General features: G+C 71.5%; 19 protein-coding genes and 1 pseudogene. 3 read left to right on the forward strand and 17 right to left on the reverse strand.

The window, feature by feature from the left end; all coding sequences use genetic code 11:
• Positions 1-12: 12 nt before the first annotated feature.
• Positions 13-2,751, forward strand: coding sequence for an RNaseH domain-containing protein (locus ABEA93_RS02025; protein ID WP_345673453.1), 2,739 nt, complete (start codon positions 13-15; stop codon positions 2,749-2,751).
• A 368-nt stretch (positions 2,752-3,119) separates the two neighbouring features.
• On the opposite strand, the gene ABEA93_RS02030 is transcribed toward ABEA93_RS02025, so the two are convergent.
• The 4 genes and pseudogenes from ABEA93_RS02030 to ABEA93_RS42065 all read right to left on the reverse strand — a co-directional run.
• Complete coding sequence (locus tag ABEA93_RS02030) at positions 3,120-3,344, reverse strand: hypothetical protein (protein WP_345673454.1); 225 nt, start codon at positions 3,342-3,344, stop codon at positions 3,120-3,122.
• Between the two features lie 568 nt (positions 3,345-3,912).
• Positions 3,913-4,203 (reverse strand): hypothetical protein, encoded by a 291-nt coding sequence (locus tag ABEA93_RS02035; RefSeq protein WP_345673455.1) that lies wholly within the window; start codon positions 4,201-4,203, stop codon positions 3,913-3,915.
• A gap of 355 nt (positions 4,204-4,558) precedes the next feature.
• Positions 4,559-5,137: a DnaB-like helicase N-terminal domain-containing protein gene (locus ABEA93_RS02040; RefSeq protein WP_345673456.1), complete on the reverse strand. Its 579-nt coding sequence runs from the start codon at positions 5,135-5,137 to the stop codon at positions 4,559-4,561.
• A gap of 249 nt (positions 5,138-5,386) precedes the next feature.
• Positions 5,387-5,698: pseudogene (locus ABEA93_RS42065) on the reverse strand (DnaB-like helicase N-terminal domain-containing protein); the annotation flags it as partial.
• 548 nt (positions 5,699-6,246) lie between these two features.
• On the opposite strand from ABEA93_RS42065, the gene ABEA93_RS02050 reads away from it, so the two are divergent.
• On the forward strand, positions 6,247-6,603 hold the full coding sequence (locus ABEA93_RS02050; protein ID WP_345673458.1) for a hypothetical protein: 357 nt from the start codon (positions 6,247-6,249) through the stop codon (positions 6,601-6,603).
• On the opposite strand, the gene ABEA93_RS02055 is transcribed toward ABEA93_RS02050, so the two are convergent.
• Genes ABEA93_RS02055 through ABEA93_RS02065 form a run of 3 tightly spaced genes read right to left on the reverse strand, consistent with a single transcriptional unit; the run spans position 6,600 to position 9,520 of the window.
• Positions 6,600-7,772, reverse strand: coding sequence for a DNA cytosine methyltransferase (locus tag ABEA93_RS02055; protein ID WP_345673459.1), 1,173 nt, complete (start codon positions 7,770-7,772; stop codon positions 6,600-6,602). The two genes, ABEA93_RS02050 and ABEA93_RS02055, sit on opposite strands and share 4 nt — an antisense overlap.
• A 32-nt stretch (positions 7,773-7,804) precedes the next feature.
• A complete protein-coding gene (locus ABEA93_RS02060) occupies positions 7,805-8,578 on the reverse strand; it encodes a hypothetical protein (RefSeq protein WP_345673460.1) in 774 nt (257 codons plus the stop codon).
• A gap of 51 nt (positions 8,579-8,629) precedes the next feature.
• The gene (locus ABEA93_RS02065; protein ID WP_345673553.1) at positions 8,630-9,520 is read right to left on the reverse strand and encodes a hypothetical protein; all 891 of its coding nucleotides are present in this window, start codon (positions 9,518-9,520) and stop codon (positions 8,630-8,632) included.
• A gap of 283 nt (positions 9,521-9,803) precedes the next feature.
• Here ABEA93_RS02065 and ABEA93_RS02070 point away from each other — a divergent pair, with 283 nt between their 5' ends.
• On the forward strand, positions 9,804-10,127 hold the full coding sequence (locus ABEA93_RS02070) for a hypothetical protein (protein ID WP_345673461.1): 324 nt from the start codon (positions 9,804-9,806) through the stop codon (positions 10,125-10,127).
• Positions 10,128-10,246: 119 nt separating this feature from the next.
• Here ABEA93_RS02070 and ABEA93_RS02075 read toward each other — a convergent pair whose 3' ends face one another.
• The 10 genes from ABEA93_RS02075 to ABEA93_RS02120 form a co-directional block, all read right to left on the reverse strand.
• Positions 10,247-11,986, reverse strand: coding sequence for a type IV secretory system conjugative DNA transfer family protein (locus ABEA93_RS02075; RefSeq protein WP_345673462.1), 1,740 nt, complete (start codon positions 11,984-11,986; stop codon positions 10,247-10,249).
• A 120-nt stretch (positions 11,987-12,106) separates the two neighbouring features.
• Complete coding sequence (locus tag ABEA93_RS02080) at positions 12,107-12,793, reverse strand: hypothetical protein (RefSeq protein WP_345673463.1); 687 nt, start codon at positions 12,791-12,793, stop codon at positions 12,107-12,109.
• A gap of 41 nt (positions 12,794-12,834) precedes the next feature.
• The gene (locus tag ABEA93_RS02085) at positions 12,835-13,434 is read right to left on the reverse strand and encodes a hypothetical protein (RefSeq protein ID WP_345673464.1); all 600 of its coding nucleotides are present in this window, start codon (positions 13,432-13,434) and stop codon (positions 12,835-12,837) included.
• A complete protein-coding gene (locus ABEA93_RS02090; protein WP_345673465.1) occupies positions 13,409-14,266 on the reverse strand; it encodes a hypothetical protein in 858 nt (285 codons plus the stop codon). The genes ABEA93_RS02085 and ABEA93_RS02090 overlap by 26 nt, the downstream gene beginning before the upstream one ends.
• A 14-nt stretch (positions 14,267-14,280) precedes the next feature.
• On the reverse strand, positions 14,281-14,922 hold the full coding sequence (locus ABEA93_RS02095) for a hypothetical protein (RefSeq protein ID WP_345673466.1): 642 nt from the start codon (positions 14,920-14,922) through the stop codon (positions 14,281-14,283).
• Between the two features lie 11 nt (positions 14,923-14,933).
• Positions 14,934-15,191 carry a hypothetical protein gene (locus tag ABEA93_RS02100; protein WP_345673467.1) on the reverse strand — a complete coding sequence of 86 codons (258 nt, stop codon included), beginning with the start codon at positions 15,189-15,191 and terminating at the stop codon, positions 14,934-14,936.
• A 281-nt stretch (positions 15,192-15,472) separates the two neighbouring features.
• The gene (locus tag ABEA93_RS02105; RefSeq protein WP_345673468.1) at positions 15,473-16,117 is read right to left on the reverse strand and encodes a hypothetical protein; all 645 of its coding nucleotides are present in this window, start codon (positions 16,115-16,117) and stop codon (positions 15,473-15,475) included.
• 29 nt (positions 16,118-16,146) lie between these two features.
• Positions 16,147-17,463, reverse strand: a complete 1,317-nt coding sequence (locus ABEA93_RS02110; protein ID WP_345673469.1) for a hypothetical protein — start codon at positions 17,461-17,463, stop codon at positions 16,147-16,149.
• Positions 17,464-17,507: 44 nt separating this feature from the next.
• Positions 17,508-18,353, reverse strand: a complete 846-nt coding sequence (locus tag ABEA93_RS02115; RefSeq protein ID WP_345673470.1) for a hypothetical protein — start codon at positions 18,351-18,353, stop codon at positions 17,508-17,510.
• Positions 18,334-19,146 (reverse strand): hypothetical protein, encoded by an 813-nt coding sequence (locus ABEA93_RS02120; protein WP_345673471.1) that lies wholly within the window; start codon positions 19,144-19,146, stop codon positions 18,334-18,336. The genes ABEA93_RS02115 and ABEA93_RS02120 overlap by 20 nt, the downstream gene beginning before the upstream one ends.
• Between the last annotated feature and the right edge of the window lie 65 nt (positions 19,147-19,211).

The raw sequence follows: 19,211 nt of genomic DNA on the forward strand, positions 1-19,211 counted from the left end.
AGAAGAGCAGCCGTGACCTCGGAGCCCTTCGGCCGACCGCCGTTCGACGGCTGGCGCCTGCGCCAACTCGCCTACCGCATCGCCCCCGACGACTGCGGCACCGTCAACGAGCAAGTCCTCGCACCCGCCGCCATCGATCTGTGGGACGACCTCGCCCTTGGCTACAAACAGCGCTGCGGGGACACCCGCGACGTACAACCCCCCATCAAGGCCTTTAACACGGTCCTGCGATCCCTGCACGGAGACTGGGCTCGTCTCGTCATCCAAGACGACAGGCTCCGCCTCCTCGGCCGAACGCCGTTCGACGAAGACGACCTGCGCGACGTCTTCCTCTACTGGGCCGAAGCCGTCCTCCCAGGTTCGCGCGGAACCGACCTCGGAACCCGCCTGGGAGACATGACCGCGGCCGCGGCGCCCCGCACACGCGCCGTCCCCATGCCCCGCCGCAACGGGGAGGTCACCGGCGACTGGTGGGCCGGCGAAATCGCGGCCTGGCACCTCGCCGAGCAACTCGCCGCCCAACCCTGGGACCTCGACGGACACACCATCACCTGGCGGATGGACACCGACGGCCACCTCGTCGCCTGGGACCACACCATCCCCAGCCCCAAACAGCCCAACAGCGACCGTCGCCACCAGATGCCCCGCCTGACCATCACCTCCGCCTCCTACGGCTACCTGCCCGAACCCGTCCTGATCGCCCGCGCCGCCGCCACCCGACTCGCCCACCGCTGGTACGGAGTCAGAACCGTCCTCCTCCACGAGCCCGGCCACCCTCTGCTGCTTACCGCCCGCACCGACGGCCCCGCACACAATCCCCGGCTGAACGTCGCCGCGGTCGCCGTAGCCCGCCGTCTTGCTGGCCGCCCTGACATCCCGCGTCAGGCCACGCTTCCGAGCGTCCCGGACAACCTCGACGCCATCCCCCTGGCGACCCCAGGCGATCAAGCACCAGGACTCATCCGCGCCGTCGCGCCCAAGTCCGAGAGCCACCCGCTCGGCCGCGGCATGGGCATGGAGTTCGGCCGACAGCTCCATGAACGAATCGCCCTGGCGAACGAACCGCTGTCGCAGCGCATGCCCATCGCCATTCCCGTCACCGGCGTCGCACTTCCCGACGTCGTCGGCGACCGCAAACATGCAGGGCCCATCAACGCAGCCGACCTCGCCACCACCCTGGACGCAGCAGGCATCGGCGTCCTGCGCCTCGTCGCCCTGTGGTCCACACCCGAGACCCGACTGCGCATGCAGACTGGGGCGATCGAACAGCTTGGCTTGCCACCCGACTTCGTGGCAACCGACGGGGCAGCCCACCTTGCCTGCGGCGGTCGCGTCGAACTCGTCTTCGCGGCAGACCGTCACCACGTCCTGGAACACGGCACTGCGACTGCCGAGCAACGTCGGCAGCGCATCGCCGACGACCCATGGTGGAAAGCCCGGCGCGGGACCGCGATCGCCGTCCTCGCCGAAACCGACTACGACGCATCCCGCCAGTACTCCAACGCCGGCGAACGCGCCCAGGCCGAAGACCAAGACGGCAAGCACTTGTCGCGCCGCGCATTCGCCGCACTGGGAGCGACCACGCAATACCTGCGGTTTATGACCGCGACCAAACCGGCACCGCCACCTCCGAAGAACCCGCGGTCAGGAAAGCCCAAGACCGCGGCCTCCCACCAAGTCTCCAAACGCGAACAAGAAGCCTGGGAGAGCCAGCGAGCACACGCGGTCACCAGCGCGTACCGCGATCTCCTCCGCGGCCAAGGACTTGTGGACGCACGGCTCAGCCACGCGTTCGGCAAGCGGAAACCCGCCGACCAGTGGCACGTCGGCATCTGGATCCGCCGACACGCCACCCGCCGCCGGCCTGGTCAACCACGGCCCGCAGGACCAGGCGAAGCCACAGTCATCCTCACCGCCATGCGCCCCCACCGTGCCGACGGTCCGTGGCAGACCTGGACCTGGACCCCCGCCCAACACCGCTGGCTCCCACACGGCGAAGCGACCGCCAAACTGCACGCCGCAAACCTCGGTGTCCCCGCCGACGACGCGGCCATCGCAGCGCTCGTCCGGGAAGCTCTCACCGCGATAGGCCATCAACTCCCGGACCGAAGCCCGGCCGTCGTCTACGTCAACGGCGACGCCACCGAGCGCATCTGGCCCGGACTCAAGGACGCCAACCTCGGCCTTCCCACACCCTCCGGCACCCCGCCGGAGCGATGGCTTCCCGGCGCGGGCAATCCCGCCACCCAGCGGCCGCGCGCCGTCATTCGCGTCCTACCACCCAGCGACAGACTCGCCCGCCCAATCGGCACCCACAGATGGACATGGGACGCCGAAACCAACCAATGGACAGAGACACGCCGAAAGACCGTGCGCACCCTGTTCCAGCTCCACACCGAACAGAAAGGTCACGCCGTCGCCGTCGGCACGTTCGTCCTCGCCAACATCCCCCGGAACTTCTCCGAGAGCACCACCCGTCCCGGACGGGACCACACCCGTTGGGCCACTGAAGAAGCAGGCCGCCTCCGCAAGACGGCCTATGCGCACACCAGCGTGCACTTTACGGTCATCCCGCTAGACCCGAACACGGACATCCTGACCCTCGGTCGCGACGCTGCAGTCCTGACCAACCAGGGAGCAGCCTGGGATTACCGCCAAACCCTGCCCGCCCCCCTCCATATGGGACGCAAGGTCGACGAGGACCATCCGCACCATCGGCGGAGCCACACTGACGAAGAGGAAGCGTCGTAGAGAATCCGCGACTTTGGGTGCGGTTGGTCGGCTTCGTTCGAGGCCCCGGAACCATAGCTTGAACTCCAAGCGGTCACGGGTGCACGGGCGAGATCCCGCCTGTCGATCGCGCATTGCCTGCCAGCGGTGTTCGCCTTCGGTCTGGGCCACAAGTCCGAAGACCGAGCAGCGGATCATGTTGTGCCCGAAACGGGCGTCCGCAGTCACCGGATGGCCCGGAAGGAAACGAGCGAAACCGGCAGCGGCCACACCGGATCGATATCACTGCTCATCCACATCACGTACGGCAGCAGCACGATCCCTCCAGCCATTCGGCGGCCACGACAACCGCGTGGCCCGCCGACACCCGATCTCCTTGCCTGGTCGGCTCACGAGTCGTCATCGACTGCGGAGAGGCAGCGTGTGCACGTACCCTCTTGCGCGCCGCAGCGTCCCAGAGCTGCGAGCAGGCGGTGCGCAAACTCATGCGCGTCGATCCCCCCGACAGGCTTGCCGCTCTCCGGGTCGTATGTAGGCAGGTAGAACCCTTCCCGGTTGAGTACTCCCGTCTCACGGAAGACACCGAACAGCGCCGAGTATTCACGATCAGTCATGCAGACCAGGCTGGCATTGCCCGTCGACCGAGGAGTATGAAACGCCTGTCTCGCGCCGCGGTATGCCAGGACGTGCTGGTACGGGAGCATCGTCTGGGGTGGCATTTGGCGTTGAGGTCTGTGCGGCAGGCGGTCGGGCTGCTCGCCGCCCGTAGGGACACGCAGGTAGGCCCGTCTCTGCTGACGTTCGACGCCATCGCTGAGGCCTACGGAATGGAGGAGGTGCGCGAAGCGGCGGCAGACTGGTACTCGTTGGTGGTCGGGACGCCCAGTACCAGATCAACTGGTCGCGACGGAACGGCGTAGCCGGACGCCGTGCCGGGGCGCGCCTTGCGGAGTCATCGCGCTCAGACAGCCTCGTTCACCTGCCAACCTTCTGTCGCAGGCGCCCACGCCGTGCACCATGGCGGCGTGTTCTCGGGATGTCGGGGAGGACACCGGCGTCAGGCGGAGCCTCGGCCTGGTGCGTGTCGGGCAGGCGGAAGATCTCGTTGCGGTCCCAGGCGCGGAGTCCGGGTAGCGGTGCGCTGCAGAACGGCGGTGTAGGGCGGGACTTTGGCGACCGTGTTCAGATCAGTCGCGGGGCCGTAGCGCGGGCGGCACCGGCGGTCGGCTTGGTGGGGGACTTGTCCAGGGTGACAGGGGTGATGCCGCGGACGCGTTTGCGGGGGCGGGGGTACGTGTAGCCGTAATCGGCGGTGGCGTCGCGGAGTTCGACGATGGTGTGGGTGAGGATGCGGTGACTGTGAGCGAGGTGGCGGTGGCGGCGTTCACCGACCGCGACGGAGGGTTGTTCTTGGTGGAACGGGTTATCCGCGGTGGCGTAGTGGGTGCCTGCTTCGGCGAGTGCGGATGACACGTGGCCGAGTGCTTCGGTGGCTTGGGCAGTCGTGCGGGTGAGGATCGCGGTGGTGTGTTGACCATGAGGGCTCAGGCCGGCGAAACCGGAGCGAACCTGTGATTCGTCGGCGGTGGCGGCGATGACTTCGGCGAGTCGGCTGGCGAGGAACCCGAGGTCGAACGCGGTGGGGGCGTCGGGGAACGCTGTGGTTCCGTGGGGGGCTTCGACCTTGTGTTTGCCGAGGCGTCGGCGGATCTGGTCGAGGGCGTCGGCGATGTGCAGGGTCGCGGTGGTAGTGGCGGTGGGGGTACTCGATCACGCGGGGTGGGGCCTCTTCCGGCTGCTGGGTGCGGGGTGCTCGTTGGCGGGTGTGTCAGCGGTGCGCGGTGGGATGGGCGACGGCGGGGATTTTGCTGGGTGGGGCCGTCGGGCTGCGCGGTCGCGCGGAGGCGGGCCGGGTGCAGCCACGCGGGGTTGCGTCTGGGGTGTGGGAGGTGTGCCAGCGCCGCCGTAGGGCATCAGCAGGGTCGAGCGCGCGTGCGGCTGCCGCGGCGAGGTGGTGCGCGGGGAGACGCGCCTGGGCGGCCATGTCGGCAATCTGTGCGGCGCATTGATGCGTGCGGCGCAGCAATGCGTGGCGCAGGACTTGCCGGGCTTCGTAGGCGGCGCTGATGCCGGTGCCGCCGGCCAGCAGTTCCGTGACGCGGTGGGCGTCGAGGCGCAGGCCGGCCAGGTAGCCGGCGGTGTGGGCTTCCCAGAGCAGGGTGACCGGGTCGATGCGTTCGCCGCGGCGGTCGAGGGCGCGCAGGCACGCAAACAGCGCCGCGTGCGTAGGGTGCGCGAAGTCGTCCGGTGTGAGCCAGTCGACGTCGGCGAGCCCTGCGGGGGCGGCGGCCAGCGACCGCAGCACCATCTCCTCTTCCACCGGGGCCTCGTCCGCGCGGGCTCCCACGGGGACGGTTTGCCGGGCGGGAGGTGCTGCCCGTCGCGGTGCGGGGTGGGCCGCCCGGGTCCGGTTGAGGACGTCGTGGAGGGCGTCGAGGTGGCGGAGAGTCTCGGTGACGCCGCCACGCTCCCGGTCGGTGCGAGCGACTTGGACCAGGCGTTCGGCGTGCTCTTGGATGCGGCGGGCGACGGCGGCCTCGGCGACGATCCGGGCGTATACGGGTGCGTGTTCGGGGTGGGGACAGGCGGCCATGAGGGTGTGCGCGTACACCGCTGTCAGCCCGGCGGCCCGTTCTCCGGCGGTGGCGAGCAGGCGGAGGACGTGGTCGGCGGTCGGCTCGGTGTTCGGAAGCGGGTTGTCGGCCAGGGCGCCGAACAGCGCGGCGTGGGCCGGCCGGTAGAAGTCCGCGGCGGCGACGGTGCGACTGATCGCCGGGATGAGATCGGGTTGGAGGAGGAGTGCGCCGAGGAGGGCCTGCTCGGCGGTGATGACGGGCTCGATCGTGGTGCTCCCGCGAGGACGGGCGGGTGGTGAGGAGTCCGCCCGCTGTCCACAGGGTGTGGACAGCGGGCGCGTGGCGTGTGCTGCGGGGGCGGGCGGGGCTCAGCGTCCAGGGGCAGTGCTGCCGGTGGCGCGGCTCGCGCCGGGTGCCGGGGCGGGCGGGGTGCCGGGGCGTGGCCGGGCGGTCGCGGGTGCCCAGTGGTGGCAGGCCGGTGGCAGGCCGGGGGCGTGGTCGTTGAGCCAGGCTGCGGCGGCGTCGAGGTCGGGGAAGCCGTGGTTCTTGCCTGGTAGGTGCCGGTGGGCAGGTGGACGGTGTCCAGGAACACCCGGATCGGGTCGTCCTCGTGGCCGGCGTGAAGGTCTTCGGCGACCGTCCAAGCCTCGCGGTAGGGGTAGCCGGCAAGGGTGTAGGTGCCCTCGACCCGGTATCGGTCGCCGGAGGCGCGGATGTGCGCGTTGACCGCGAGGGACTCGGGGTCGTTGCCACGTAGGTGCGCGTACGCCTCGCTGATCTCGGTCTTGTCGGCGGGGCAGTTGTCGTCGCGGATGAGGGCGAGCTGGGCGAACGCGATGTTGGAGTGCCAGGTCCCCAGGGTGGCGAAGGTCTTGGCGGTGTGGTCGAGGCGGATGTGGAGGGCAAGGAGTTCGTCGTCGCCGGGGTCCCCGAACGGCTCCGGTTCGGCGAGGAGCAGCCAGTGCTGTTCGTCGTTGTGGTGGCTGGCGAGCCGTTCGATCTCCGGGGCGCGGGCGAACAGGTGCTGGGCGCCGAGGGCACTTCCGGGGTCGGCAGCCCGGTAGCCGGGGGGAAGCCCGAACGGGACAAGTTCGGGGTAGACATAGTCGCGCAGGAGCCGGGTTTCGGGGTCTTCGTAGATGTGGACCTGCGCATCGAAGCGGGCTTCGGCGTCAGGGGAGAGGGTGGCGGAGATGGCGGTTGGGCTTCCGTGTGGGGGCGGGGTGGCGGGTTTTAGGCGGCGAGGCCGAGTTGGTCGCGGGTGAGTGGGATGTGCGCGGCGAGCAGGTGGCGGGCCAGCAGCGGGGGGACGGCGTTGCCGATCTGGGAGAAGACCTGGCCCTTGTTGCCCTGCCAGGGGTAGTCGGCGGGAAAGGACTGCAGAACGCCGGCCTCGGACGGGGTCAGGCGCAGGGATGCGCTCCGCGGGCCGTCCTCCCGCGGCGCGTGGGCTTCCGGCTCGGGTTGCGCATCGTTGGTGGTGGTCTCGTTGGTCGGGGGTGGTGTGGTGGGGGTCCAGCGGGCTTCGTTGGCGCGGTTGCCGAACATGAGGGTGGCGGCGGGTTGGTCGAGGCGCCGGACGGCGGCGTGGGCCTGGTTGTTGTGGCGCAGGACCCAGGCGCCTAGGTCCTGGGCGCGCATGAGCGCGGCGCGGGAGCCGGAGGGGAACGGCTCGGGCCCGCCGCCTGGACCTCCTCCGGCGCATACGGTCGGTACGGGCCGGTCGGTGGCGCCCCAGCCGAGCGCTTCGGCCATGGACACCCACCGCTGGCGGCCGGGGCCGAACAGGGAGGCAGGCTGGGGGTGTTCGGCGTGGGTCGGCTCGGGGGGTTGTGCGGTGCGGGTGCGGGAGCCGAGGAGGATCGCCCTGCGTCGTGTCTGCGGTACGCCGTAGTCGGCTGCGTTGAGCAGGCCTGTCCACACGGAGTAGTCCCAGGCGCGGAGGATTTCGGCGATCTGCCGCCACAGCGGCAGGACGTCGGGGACTTCTTCGAAGGCGACCCATTCGGGTCCGCCGTCGTGTGCGCGGAGGGCCTTGAGGTAGCGGACAGGCTCGGCGGCGAGCAGGCTGCGTGGGTCGGCGCACGCGGTGAGGAGGGTGGCGCGGGTGTCGTCGCCGCGGGCGAGGTCGGCGACGGCCTGGTGGACGAGCGGCTGGTCGACGAGTCCGAGGCGTTTCCCCGCCATGGACCAGGCCTGGCACGGCGGTGACGCGATCAGCCCGGTGACGTTGCCGTGGAACGGGGTGGTGTCGAGGGCGGCGACGTCGGCGTGGATGGAGGTGTGGCCGGCGGCGGTTCGGGTGGCGACGGCGTGCCGGTCCCATTCCACGCCGACGTCGCGGGCGCCGAGTGCACGCAGCCCTTGTGACCAGCCGCCGGGGCCGGCGAACAGGTCCAGGATCATGCGCGCCCGCCCGGGCCGGGGGAGGGGGTGGGTCAGCGTCGGCCGCCCAGGGCCGTGGGGTTCGGCCGCGGCAGCGGAGCGGCGATCCGATGGTTTGCGGACAGGGGGACCGGTTCGCGGGTGACCGCGGGAGCGCCGGCGGCGCGGGCGCGGACGGCGGCGCTGTGCCGGGCGGCGAGCATTGCGGTGCTGGGCGGCAGGTCGTGCGGCGTGGGCTCGGTGGGCCTGGTGGCGTCGGCGGCCTCGGCGAGGCGTTCCCACAGCTGGGTGTTGAGCTGGGCGGCGGCCTCGAAGTCGCGGGCGAAATCCTGCAGAGGTGCGCCCACCGCGTGGGCCTTCTCTGCGGCGACTTCGAAGAACTCGGTGAGCCGGGCGAGCGCGCCGTCGTACTCGTCGAGGACGAGCGCGAGCGCGTCGCAGACGGCCGGAAGGTTGTCGGCGCCGGCGACGAGGTCGGTGGCGTCCAGGATCGCGGCCCCGGCGAACTGCAGCCCGTGGGGGTCTGTGACGGTGGTGGTCGGACCTACGTACAGCGGGGGGTCCAGGTCGACCTGGAAGCGGGCGGCGCGCAGCATTTCGGCGGCGTGGCTCGCCGCGCGGATCTCCTCGGAGCGTCCGCAGTGCGGGAGGTTGTAGTAGCGGCGTCCGGGGTCGGCGTCGAGGAGGCCGAGTTCCTGCTCGGTGTGGCTGGAGGCGTGGAAGCCGGCCCTGACCAGCAGGGCGCCGACAAGGGGATCGGCTGTGATGGTGCCGACACCGAGGAATCTGTCGCGGGCGATGACGATCGGGGCAGGGGATTCGGGCATGATCGGGGCTTTCGGTGGTTCGCGGATCGTTGGAGGGACGCGTGGACGGGGCTATGCGGCCTGGTCGAAGTCGTCCTGGGTAAGCGGGTGTTCGATGACTTCGAGGTGGGCGTTGTCGGCGCGGCACGACCACGGGGAACAGCCCGTTTCGAACCCGTCGTCGCCTTCGGCGTCGGACCATAGGGGTGCGGTGGTGTTCAGGACGGCTTGTTCGGCGCGGGTGAGACGGTTGATCGGCGCCTGGTCGAGCGGGACGCGGGAGCGGTGGAGGAACGCCTCGCCGAGCAAGGGATTGCCGGCGGCGTTTGCGCGGGCGTTCCCGGCGCGGATCGCGTGGTCGAACGCGACGACGTCCGCCCACTCGTCGGGCGAGGTGTCGCGCAGTGCTCGCCATTGGGCGTTGGAATGGTAAGTACATCCGAGGCAGGCTGATTTCGGCGTGGTTCCCCAGCCGCGGGACTTCAGGAAGTCGATGCAGTCATCGCGGGTCCAGCGCATTTCCAGGAGCGGGTGGCGGTTGCGCATGTAGGCGACGTCGGAGTCTTTGGCGCGGTGGACTTCATCCAGGGAAATGCCGATCCACTGCTCGACGTAGACGCCCCGTGGAATCCGTATCGGATAAGGCGCGCCGAGGAGTTCGCGGACCTTCTCCTTGATCGGCTTCACCTTGTACTGGCCGGTGCATTGCCGGCGCAGCATCCCGTTTCCCCCGTCCGGGTTCTTCACGTAGAGGGGGATCGTCGCGAACCTGCTGGCCGGGTTGAGGGCGTCGTTGCGAATATTGCCCGAGGAAACCCGGTGGAGCGGAATTCCTACCGGTTTCAGGACTTCGCGTTCGAGACGCTCCAAGTGCGCATAGACGGCGCGGGGTTCCCATCCGGTGTCGGCGAAGACCATGCCGTCTATCCGGCCGAGCGCGCCTTCGGCGGCGAGCAGGGCCAGACTCGTGCTTTGGATTCCGGCACCGAGGGACAGCAGGACCAAGGCGGGTTCGCCGACGGGCTGTTCTTCTCGGATGTGCGTGGTGGTGCGGGCGGTTGGGTTGTGGGGCACGGCGGCCTTTCGGGGAAATCGGTGTGGGAGGCTGTTCGCGGCGCGGCGATGGGTGCTGGAAGTGGGGCGACGCGGAGGCCGCTCAGCGGCGGGTCGGTGCGGCGTGGGTGGCGGGGGTGCTGCGGTGTGCGGGTGTCGCCGAGACCCGGGGCTGTGCTGTGGTGGCTGCGGTGTGGAGGAAGCGGGCGGCGCGCTTGAGGTGGTCCGCGCCATCGGTGAGGGCGTACCGGCACTCACGCTCGTGGTGGTACACCGCGAAGAGGTCGAGTGCGTGGCCGACGCGGTGGGTGCCGTACGTGGCGGCGACCTGGGCGCGGACGAGTGCGGCGACGAGCTTGTTGGGTGCCGCCGCCTCGGGGTCGGTGAGTCGGGCGAGGTCGTGGGCGATGAAGGCGCCGGCGAACTGCAGGTCGACGAGGAGCTGGCGATCGGCCCGGTCCGCAGGGCCTGGCCGGGGCCGGCCAGAGCGAGAACGCGGTTCGCGAGCAGGTCGTAGCAGCGGGCGGTCTCGGTGAGGCTGCGCTGTTGGGCGGCCTGTTCGGCGACGTAAGCGAGGACCGGCTCGGGCCCGGTGGGGTTCGGCATGCGGCTCCGAGAGCGGGTGGACGGTGCGGCCTACGCGGCGACGTTGGCGTCGCCGCGGGGCGTGGCCCGGTGCTTGGCGAGGGCGCGGGCGGTGATGGCGGCCGTGGCCTGGGCTGAGGCGGCGGCGAGGGGTTTGCTGTCGGGTTCGAGGTACCAGGGCTTGAGGTCCAGGAGCCCTGGCCGGATGCCGGTGGCGAACAGCAAGGCCTTGCCCTTGGGCAGGGCGCGGACCTTGTCGGCCGGCAGGATGCGTTCCTGACGCATCGAGGTGGACGTCGACCGGCCAGACTCGCTGGTGGAGTGGGAGACGGTCTCGACGTCGTGTTCCCCGATCATCCGTGAGAGCTTGTCGGCGAAGTCGGCGTCGTCGATACCGGAGCCGATCAGCTTGACCGTGGCCGCGGACCACAGGGCGTCCATGCCGGCCTCGCCCCACACGCGGACGCCTTGGCGGTAGGACTGCAGGATCGTGATGGGGATGACTCCGCGCGATCCCAAGTGCGAGTACAGGTCGGGGAGGTCGCTGATCTTGCAGACGTTGGCGGCCTCGTCGAGGATCGCCAGGAGCGGGGCGTCGAGGCGTCCGCCGTCGCGTTCGGCCTGGGCGACCGCGGCGCGCATGACGGCGTCGGCCGCGGCGGCGATGAGTGCGGAGGCGGAGCCGCCGCCGTCCTTGGACAGCAGGAACAGCGTGTCCTTGCCGGTGGCGAACTCCTCAGGCCGGAACTCGTCCAGGTCGGGCTGGGGGCTGACCCAGGCGGCGATGCCGGGGTCGAGCAGGCAGGCGGCGTACTGGCGGGCGGTCTCGTAGATGCCGTCGCGGGTCTCGACCGCGCCGGAGACCGTGCCCTGCAACTGGGCGGCTACGCTGTCGAATCCGCCGTCGCGGAGCAGGTCGATCGGGGTGCGGTCGGCCGGGGTCGCCAGCCAGCCGAGCACGTCGGTGATCGGCCGTCCGTCGGACGAAGCAGCGAGGAACAGGGCCGTGAGCGTGTTCGCCGCCGCGGTTGACCAGAAGTCCCCGCTGTTGCCTTCGTCGACGGATGCGGACACGAAATGGCCTGCGAGGCGGCGGGCTCCGCCGAGGTCTTTCGCGTCGGCGAGGATGTCCCACCACATGGTGCGCTCCGCGTGGGCGATCTGCTGCGGGTCCAGCGTCCACACACGCCCGAGTTTCACGCGGGCGTCCAGGCATGCGGTGTAGGCGTCGCCGGCTGCTTTGTTGCTGGTGAGCAGGACGGGGCCGGGGGCGCGCAGGACGGCGGGGATCGCGAGACCGGAGGTCTTGCCGGAACGCGGCGCCATGATCGCCAGCAGCACGTCCTCCCAGGAGGATCGGACCTCGGTCGTGCGGGGCGGCAGGGTGCCGAGGAGGATCCCGCGGTCGTCGGGTGCGATGTCCTTGGGCGGGGTCTCGCGCAGACTCGGCCGCAGGGCCTTGGCTTTGGCGGTGATCTCCTTCGGGAGCAGCGCGGCGAGGTCGCGTTCGCTGGCCATGCCGTCCTTGCGCTCGGTGAACCGGGCACGGACCTTGAGGACGGCGACGGCCGCCACGGCGAGGAGGACGGCCGGGGCGATGTAGCAGCTGGCCCACAGCGCCGGTTCGGGGAGCGACGGCCAAAGCGTGGCGGGGAGGGTGAGGGCTTCGATCGGCTGGTACGGCGCCGACGGGCCGTCGCCGAACAGCGTGTTGGCGGTGTTGGCGAAGGCCCAGGCGAGGGAACCGACGCCGAGTCCGGCGGCGAGGACGCCGAACAAGAGGTACAGCATCAGGTCGGTGCCGGGGGTGGCGGACGTGGCGGAGGGACGGACGGGCAGGGCGGGCTTCCTTGCTGAGCGGGACGAGGGAGAACAGCCGCGGCGGGGCGCGGGCACCGGTTGGGGGGTGGCTCACCGGCGTCGGGCGGGTGGTCCTGCGTGCGCCGGTGTGGCGGGCGGCACGGCTGCTGGGGTCGGTGTCACGGGGCGCGGGGCGGGGGTGAGGTCGACGAGGGGCGGGGTGTCGTCGAACAGGTCGAACCGGGCGTCCAACGCGGCGTCACGGGCATCGAGGACGAGGGTGTCGAGGTCGCTGACCTTGTCCCATACGGCCGCGAGTTCGGCATCGAAGCCGGGGAGTCGGCGCAGGCGGTAGGTGACGGCCCGGGTGTAGGAGCGCATTTCGCCCAAGGCCTGGGCGGCGAGGGCGAGTGCGTCGCGGGTCTCGGTGAGGAGTTGGTGGCGGTTGGCTGGGGACAGGCTGCCGCTTTCGACGGCGACGTCGATGTGGTCGGCCGAGGCGTCGGTGTAGGCGGGCAGCCGGGTCAGTGCGTCGTCGGGGGTGGGGCGCAAGTAGGCAGGCAGGAGCACACGGTGTCCAGCCGCGTCGAGTTGCTCCGCGATGTCGGCGGCTTTGGCGCGACGGGCGGCCTGGTCTGGGTGGCGCCAGTAGTGCTCGCGGTGGCCGTCGGCGACCGCGTCGTGGAGGCCGGCTTCGGTAAGGATCGCGGCGGCATGGTCGTCCGCGCCGCGGACACGGAGGCGCCGGCCGTTGTCGGCGATCGTGATCTCGCCGGTTGCCTGGCTGGGAGTGGTCAAGAGTCCTTCGTTCATTGGTGTGGGTACGGGGGTAGTTCACGTCACCGGCTGTGGGCAGGGCCGGGGGAAGGCGGGTACGGCGGCGGTGTTGCCGGCCTTCGGGGAGCGGCCGTGGTGGTGGGCGGCCGTCGGCGACGCGGCGGGACTTCGGGGCTGTCCGGAGCGCGGCCGGACGCTTCGGTGAGGGCGGTGTGGGTGTGATGGGTTGCCGGTGCGGTGCTGGCCGCTGCTGCGTTGAGCAGGCGCCGGTGGGCGCGCAGGGCGGCGTCGAGCACTTTGCGGGCGAGGTCGGCCCGGCCCGCGGCGACGTCGACAGCAGGACCGTCGCTTCCCAGCGCGTAGGCCCGGCCGCTGTGCGTGGCCCGGTCGAGTGCCTGCCGGACCTTGAGGGTCGCCGCGTCGTGGGCCTCGTGGCTGCGGTCGAGGTCGGCGGCGAACTCGATGATCAGCCAAGCGGTTTCGAACAGTGGGCTGTCGCTCGGGTACGCGGAGGCGAGAGACCACGGGGGTGTGCCGAGAGCGGTGCGTACCAGCTTCGTGGCGGGGCTGTCGGGGGCTTCGGTGATGGGGTGTTCGGGTGCGGGGTTGGGGATCGCGTGCTCCTGGGCGGGTCGTCTATCTGTGGCGCGCTGTCGGGGCAACGGCGGGCAGAGACGGGACGGCTGTGGTCCCGGCGGCGGGATGGTGGGTGACGGCTGTCGCGGGGAGCTGGGACGGTGGGCGGGGCGGCGCCGTTGCACGGTGGTGGATCTCGACGTAGTAGCCGGCGTTGTCGAGGACTTCGCGGGTGAGGTCGGCCAGGGCGCGGCAGTAGGCGGGGTCGGCGCCGAACGGTGTGCGGTGCATTTCCTCTTCGCTGATGAGGGTGTGTTGCAGCCCGAGTTCACGCAGCAGGTGGCGTGCGCGCCGGTCGCCGCCGTGGACGGCGAGCGGCCCGTCCTCGACCAGCACCAGGTGGACGTCGTGGTCGGGGGCGAAATCGCGGTCGGTGGGCGTGGCCAGGGCCTGCTGCTCGGCGGTGAGTTGTGCGGCGATCAGCATCGCCTCGGCCTCGGCGCGCCGGGCTGTCGTCCACAGGTCGAGCGGGGCTTCCTCGAAGCCGCGGACGGCCGCGAGGATGACGATGCGGTCGGCGGTGTCGTCGGTGACCGCGATCCAGGAGCGTGCGTCCGTGTCGATGCCTGATGCGGCCGCGATGCGCCACGCGATGCGCGACTGTGCGGCGCTGGTCAGCGCGCCGGCGGCGCGCTCGACACGGCTCGGGGCGATGTCCAGGCGTAGGTATGGCTGTTCGGGCATGCCGGGGTGTGGCGGATCGGTCGGGTAGACGAGGTAGTCGGCGAGCCCGAGCCGGTCGCTGGGCGTTCGGTACCCGGCGCCGTCGGACAGCTCGGGTGCGGCGAGCAGTTCCCCGGCCGGGAGTTGGGGCAGCAGTTCGTGGGCGGAGGCGAATCGGCTGACGGTGATGTCCATGTCCGGATCTCTGTTCAGCGGGCCGGCACGGCGGTGGACCGGTGCGTTGGCATCGTCGGTGCGGCGGCTTGTGCGGTGCGCCGGGTGAGGGCTTGGGGGTCGGGCAGGCGGCGGCTGGCGACGCGGACGCTCGCGAGCGCGGCTTCGAGGTGCCGCACGGCCTCGTGGAGGTCTTCGGCGGCGCGGTAGTGCGGAGCGGGGTGGTAGCCGGCGCATCGGTCCGTGATCCGGCCCAGGACGTCCATCGTCGGGATGAGAGGTCCGTCGTCGCCGGCGAGGTCGTCGAGGAGTTCGCGGACTTCGTCGGGGCGGACCGTCACCTCGACGGCGGTTGCGACGTCGGTGAGGGTCTCGGCGATTGGCGCCAGATCCGGCGCGGACAGCGCGGCTGCGGCATCCGGGATGCTGGAGTCGACCCGCACCGTGTAGCCCGCCTCGTGCAGGGTGCGGGCGAGCGCGGTGACGCGATGCACCGCCTGGCGGGGGAACACCTCGTCGGGGACGCGGTGGGGGCCGGTGACCGGGTTGAGATCGAATCCGGCGTTGATGGCCAGGCGCGAGAGGGTGGTGGAGTAGTCGGCGCCGTCGGCGACGATCCCGTGGGTACGGTCGCGGAAGATGACGACGTCGGCTTCGTCGGGAGGCGTGTAGTGCACAGGCGCTTCCCTCAGTAGGGGTTCTCGTTGGGTCGGTCGCTGCTGGTCGCGGCGGCGAGGAGTTCGGGCAGGTCGCCGGGATCGGACTCGCGGTTGTCGATCCACCAGCCGGCACGTGTGACGGTGCGGGCGGCGTCCTCGATGTCTTCCCACGCGTCGTCGTCGAGGTCGCCGTCGGTGACGAGCGCGGTGTAGGCGTCGGATACGAGCTGGTGGCGGCAGCGCTCCGCCCAGGCGATGGCGCGGGGTGAGCCGTCGAGGGCGGGCATGCGGAACTTGGCGGTCCAGGCGTCGGCTTCGGCCTGTTCCGTGGCGCGGCGTTCGGCGACCCAGGCGCTGGTGTCGCGGGACTCGGCGGTGGACGTGCGCCAGCAGGTGGTGCAGTCGCGGCCGCCGAGCCAGCGGGCGAATCCGGCGCGTTCGTCTGCCTTCTTGTGGGACAGGTCGGCCTGGACGGTGTGGCCGCAGGCGTGGGTGACGTCCCAGTGGGTGGGGATGGCGATGTCGGTACTCCGAATCGGTGGGCAGGGAGAGCGTGCAGCCGGGCCGGTCAGCGGCAGCGGGGCGGGTGCGGGGCCGCCGGTGGCACCGGGGGTTGCGGAGGCGCGGGTCTGCGGTGCCGGGGCGGGGAAGGGAACGGTGAGGCCGGCGGGTGTGCGCGGAGCACGGCGGTGGCGTCCATGAGGACGGTCTCGGCGTCGGCGACGCTTTCGGCGACCTGGTGCAGGCGGACGCGGGCTTCGCGCACGTGCTCGGGGTCGTCGAGGGTGTCGGCGCGTGCGACGGCGGCATCCAGCAGCGCGCCGAGGGCGGCGAGCGGCCCGGTGCGGACCTCGTCGAGGATCGCCGCGGTGTCGAGCGGGTGCGGGGAGACGTTCAGGACACCGAGCGCGTCGTGCAGCGCCGCGGTGGCCGGGCCGAGATCGACGCGGGGCACCGGCGTGGGGATGCCGGGCAGCGTGGCGTCGACGGTGACCGGGAATCCTGCGGCGTACAGGCGGCGCACCAGGTCGCGGGTGGTGCGGCGGACGTGCTCGGGAGGGACTCGGTCGGGCAGCACCATGGCGTCTTGCTCGCGGTGCGTCACGAACCCGGCCTTCTCCGCGAGCTGACGGGCCTGGGCATTGAGGCCGGGTCCGGTAACGGCGATACCGAGGTGGTGGTTGCGGCTGACCAGGATGGGCTTGTCGGGCACCGGGGCTTGGACGGAGGGGCGGTGGGTTGTCATCGCGACCGGGCCGCGGGTGCGGGGCGGGCAGCGGCCGGGACGTTCGCCGCCGCTGCGCGCCGCCCGGCCGCGTCGGTGCCCTCGGGCGGCGGGGTCGCGCGGATCGTGCGGCGGCCGGGAGTGGCTCGGGCGGCTTGGGCCACCGAGGTCGCCGTCTCGGCGGTGTCGGCAGAACGCGTCTTGCTGCTGCGTGCTGTCGCGGCGGGGGCGGCGGGTTCAGCAGCGAGGCTGGTGCCGGCGTCGTTGAGGGATTCGCGGACCGCGCCGACTTCGACGGAGGCGGCGACGAGCGGCTCGGTGACCTCATCGGCGCCATCGTGCGCCGACTCCGCGGACTGCTGCGCGGCGGCCGCGAGCATGAGGCCGAGCTGTGCGAGGGGCCCGTCCGGGGCGGTGGCGCGGGCCAGGACTGCGGCAGCGGCCGGGCCCTCGGGAGCGTTGCGCAATTCGTCGGCGAGAGCGTCGAACACTCCAGCATTGGTCACCTGCGGCCCCTTGTCAGTGGCCACCTTCGGCGCGGGCGCGGTGTGCTCGGCCGCTTCGGGTTGCGCGTCGGTGCCACGCAGGCGGCGGCTGGTTGCGTCCAACGACTGGGAGGCGACGTCGAGACGGGCGGCGGTGCCGGTCAGACGGTCGGCGAGGTAGACGGCGCTGGTGCTGCCGCGTTCCGCGCACCACGCAGTGGCCGTCTGGACGAAGCGCCGCAGCGAGTCGAGCATCGCCCGGGCTCCCCGGGGCCCGTCGAGGACACGGCTGAGCCGAGCGTTGCCCTGCCGGGCCGGCACCGGCGGAGCGAGGGCGCCGGGCATCACCTGAACCGTGGAGCCGGTACGGCGCAGGACGGACGCGGTGTTGCGGGTCAGCGTGCTGGCGGCTTCGTGGCTCAGACCCGCGGGCAGGGTGTAGACGTCGCGCTCCGGGTCACGGGTGAATCCGGCGGCGCGCAGGATCATCGCGGCGTAGGGGCGTTCGCCGGTGATCGCGGCCAAGACACCGGACTCGGGATGCAGCCCGAAAGCGACGTCCGGCTCGGCGGAGCGGCGCGGTGCCGGGGCGGGCTCGGGCTCGTAGGCGATGTCGGCGTCGACGCGGAAATGCGCGCCGCGCAGGACGCTGACGGCGTGGGCGGCACGCAGCGTGCGAGTGTCGGCCTGGCCGGGCTCGTCGCGCGGCAGGATGTACAGGCCACTGTCGTTGTCGCGGACGAAGCCCAACCGGGCGAGGAGGATCTTCGCGGCGGGGACGCCGGGGGCGGTGTTGGCAACGACCCCGAGGGCGGGGTGGTCACCGATGGCGATGTCGGGGCGGGCCAACGAGGGCTCTCCTCACAGGGGATCGGACAAGGAGACAGGGCCGGTCAGCGGGAACGGACTGCCGGCGACGTGACGGCCGGTGCGGCGGGCGTGGCGGTGGCGGGCGGGCGGGCTGTGGCCGGGGTGGTCTGCGCGACCGCGCGCCGGTACGCGGGCAGCAGCCGCCGGACGACACGGTCCGCGGCACGCGCCGGATCGCGGGGGACCGACACCCCGTTCGGTGCGTCATGCGGACCGAGTTCGGGGTCGGCCTTGGGCGGGATCAGCGCACCGACCATGAACGGCTTCCTGCCGTAGATGCGGTGCACGACGATCAGCTCAGTGCTTCGCGGCCCTGTGAGGACGGCGGCGCGGTCGACCGCGAACTCGACGGCCAGCCAATACAGATGGCCCTCGTCCCAAATGCGGTCGGTGAGCTCGATCTGCCGGAACGAGGTGTCCATCGGCGGGAGGCTGACGTTCCAGCGTCCGGGCAGATGTCCGGCCATGGCACGGGCGAAGTCGGCGAGGTCGCCGTGCTGTTCCGAAAGCCGGACCACCGCGTATCGGTGGCGTTCTTGTTCGCGGGTAGGGACGGGTTCGTCGGCGAGGGTGCCGTGGACGCGGTAGCCGGCGCGGGCGGCCGCGTCCCGCAGCGACCGCACCGCGTCGCGCGCTTGCTCGACCGCGACGTGGTCGGGCGCGCGCAGCCCGATCAAGGCGTGGTCGGTCAGGCCGTAGGCGCGGGCGAGTTCGTGCAGCGGCGCATACGTGGGGTCGGCGGTGTGCGGGGCGAGGAGGACGAACGGGCCGCCGGTGTTCGGGTAGTCGTGGACGGTCAGGTCATAGACGGACGGGTGCAGAACGGGTGCCTTCTCGATCAGGGGGACGTCACATCGTGCGGGCGGCACCGGGCTGCGGGGTGCGCGGCAGGTGCATGGCTGGGGATGGAGCCGGTGTTGCGGTGCGGGTGCCGAGGTAGGCGAGGTAGGCCAGCAGATCGCCGTGGTTGATCCACGTGCTGGCGGCGTGCCATCCCTCGGCGTCGCGTTCGGCGACGGCATCCGCGTATGCGGCCTCGTCCCGGGTCTGGCCTTCGGTGTCGAGCAGTGCGGCCAGGGCCCGCTCGCCATCGGCACGAACCTGGCGGCCTTCCTCTAGCGCGGCGGCGAGCACGCCGAGGTAGTGTGCGGCTTCGCGGCTGTCCTGGCCGGTCATCCCGGCGGCGGCGCGGCGCCCCTGCTCCAGCATCACCGCGCCGTGCACGAGGAACACAGACGCGAACTGCTCCCACACGACGCGGTCCAGCTCGGCGCGGCGCGGCCAGTAGGCGTCGTCGTCCAGCGGTCGGCCGTCCTCGCCGCAGAGGTTGTCGGACACCTTGTCCCACGCGTTCAGCGCCGCACGCGAGACGTTCAGGGCATGGACCATCGCCGCCTGGCGTGCCCGCTCGGTCTGCTCAGGACTTGGAGTGAAGCACGCCGGCGCGGCGACGCCGAATCCGGCGATCCGCAGAGCGGCGACCAGCACGCACGCCCGTTCTTGCACCGGGCGGTTCGGTGTGTGCATGACCGCGTTGCCGCGGGCCTCGTCGAGTCGGACACCGTGCAGGCCTAGGTGCTCGACCAGCGCCGGGGTGCGGTGCAGGACCGTGACCAGAGCGGACTCGGCGGTGGACATCGTCACGATGACGTCGGGATACACGGGTAGGTCTCCAAGGAGCGGACAAGGACAGGGACTTCGTCGGCTATGGGCGGCTTCACGTCCGA

Source organism: Yinghuangia aomiensis (genome assembly GCF_039542225.1).
Lineage (GTDB): Bacteria > Actinomycetota > Actinomycetes > Streptomycetales > Streptomycetaceae > Yinghuangia > Yinghuangia aomiensis.

Bases quoted from the DNA above. Each gene is read 5' to 3' on its own strand.
- ABEA93_RS02055 (WP_345673459.1), bottom strand. From the start codon at position 7,772: ATGATCCTGGACCTGTTCGCCGGCCCCGGCGGCTGGTCACAAGGGCTG.
- ABEA93_RS02090 (WP_345673465.1), bottom strand. From the start codon at position 14,266: ATGGACATCACCGTCAGCCGATTCGCCTCCGCCCACGAACTGCTGCCC.
- ABEA93_RS02030 (WP_345673454.1), bottom strand. From the start codon at position 3,344: ATGACTGATCGTGAATACTCGGCGCTGTTCGGTGTCTTCCGTGAGACG.
- ABEA93_RS02100 (WP_345673467.1), bottom strand. From the start codon at position 15,191: ATGCCCGCCCTCGACGGCTCACCCCGCGCCATCGCCTGGGCGGAGCGC.
- ABEA93_RS02060 (WP_345673460.1), bottom strand. From the start codon at position 8,578: ATGCCCGAATCCCCTGCCCCGATCGTCATCGCCCGCGACAGATTCCTC.
- ABEA93_RS02075 (WP_345673462.1), bottom strand. From the start codon at position 11,986: ATGCTGTACCTCTTGTTCGGCGTCCTCGCCGCCGGACTCGGCGTCGGT.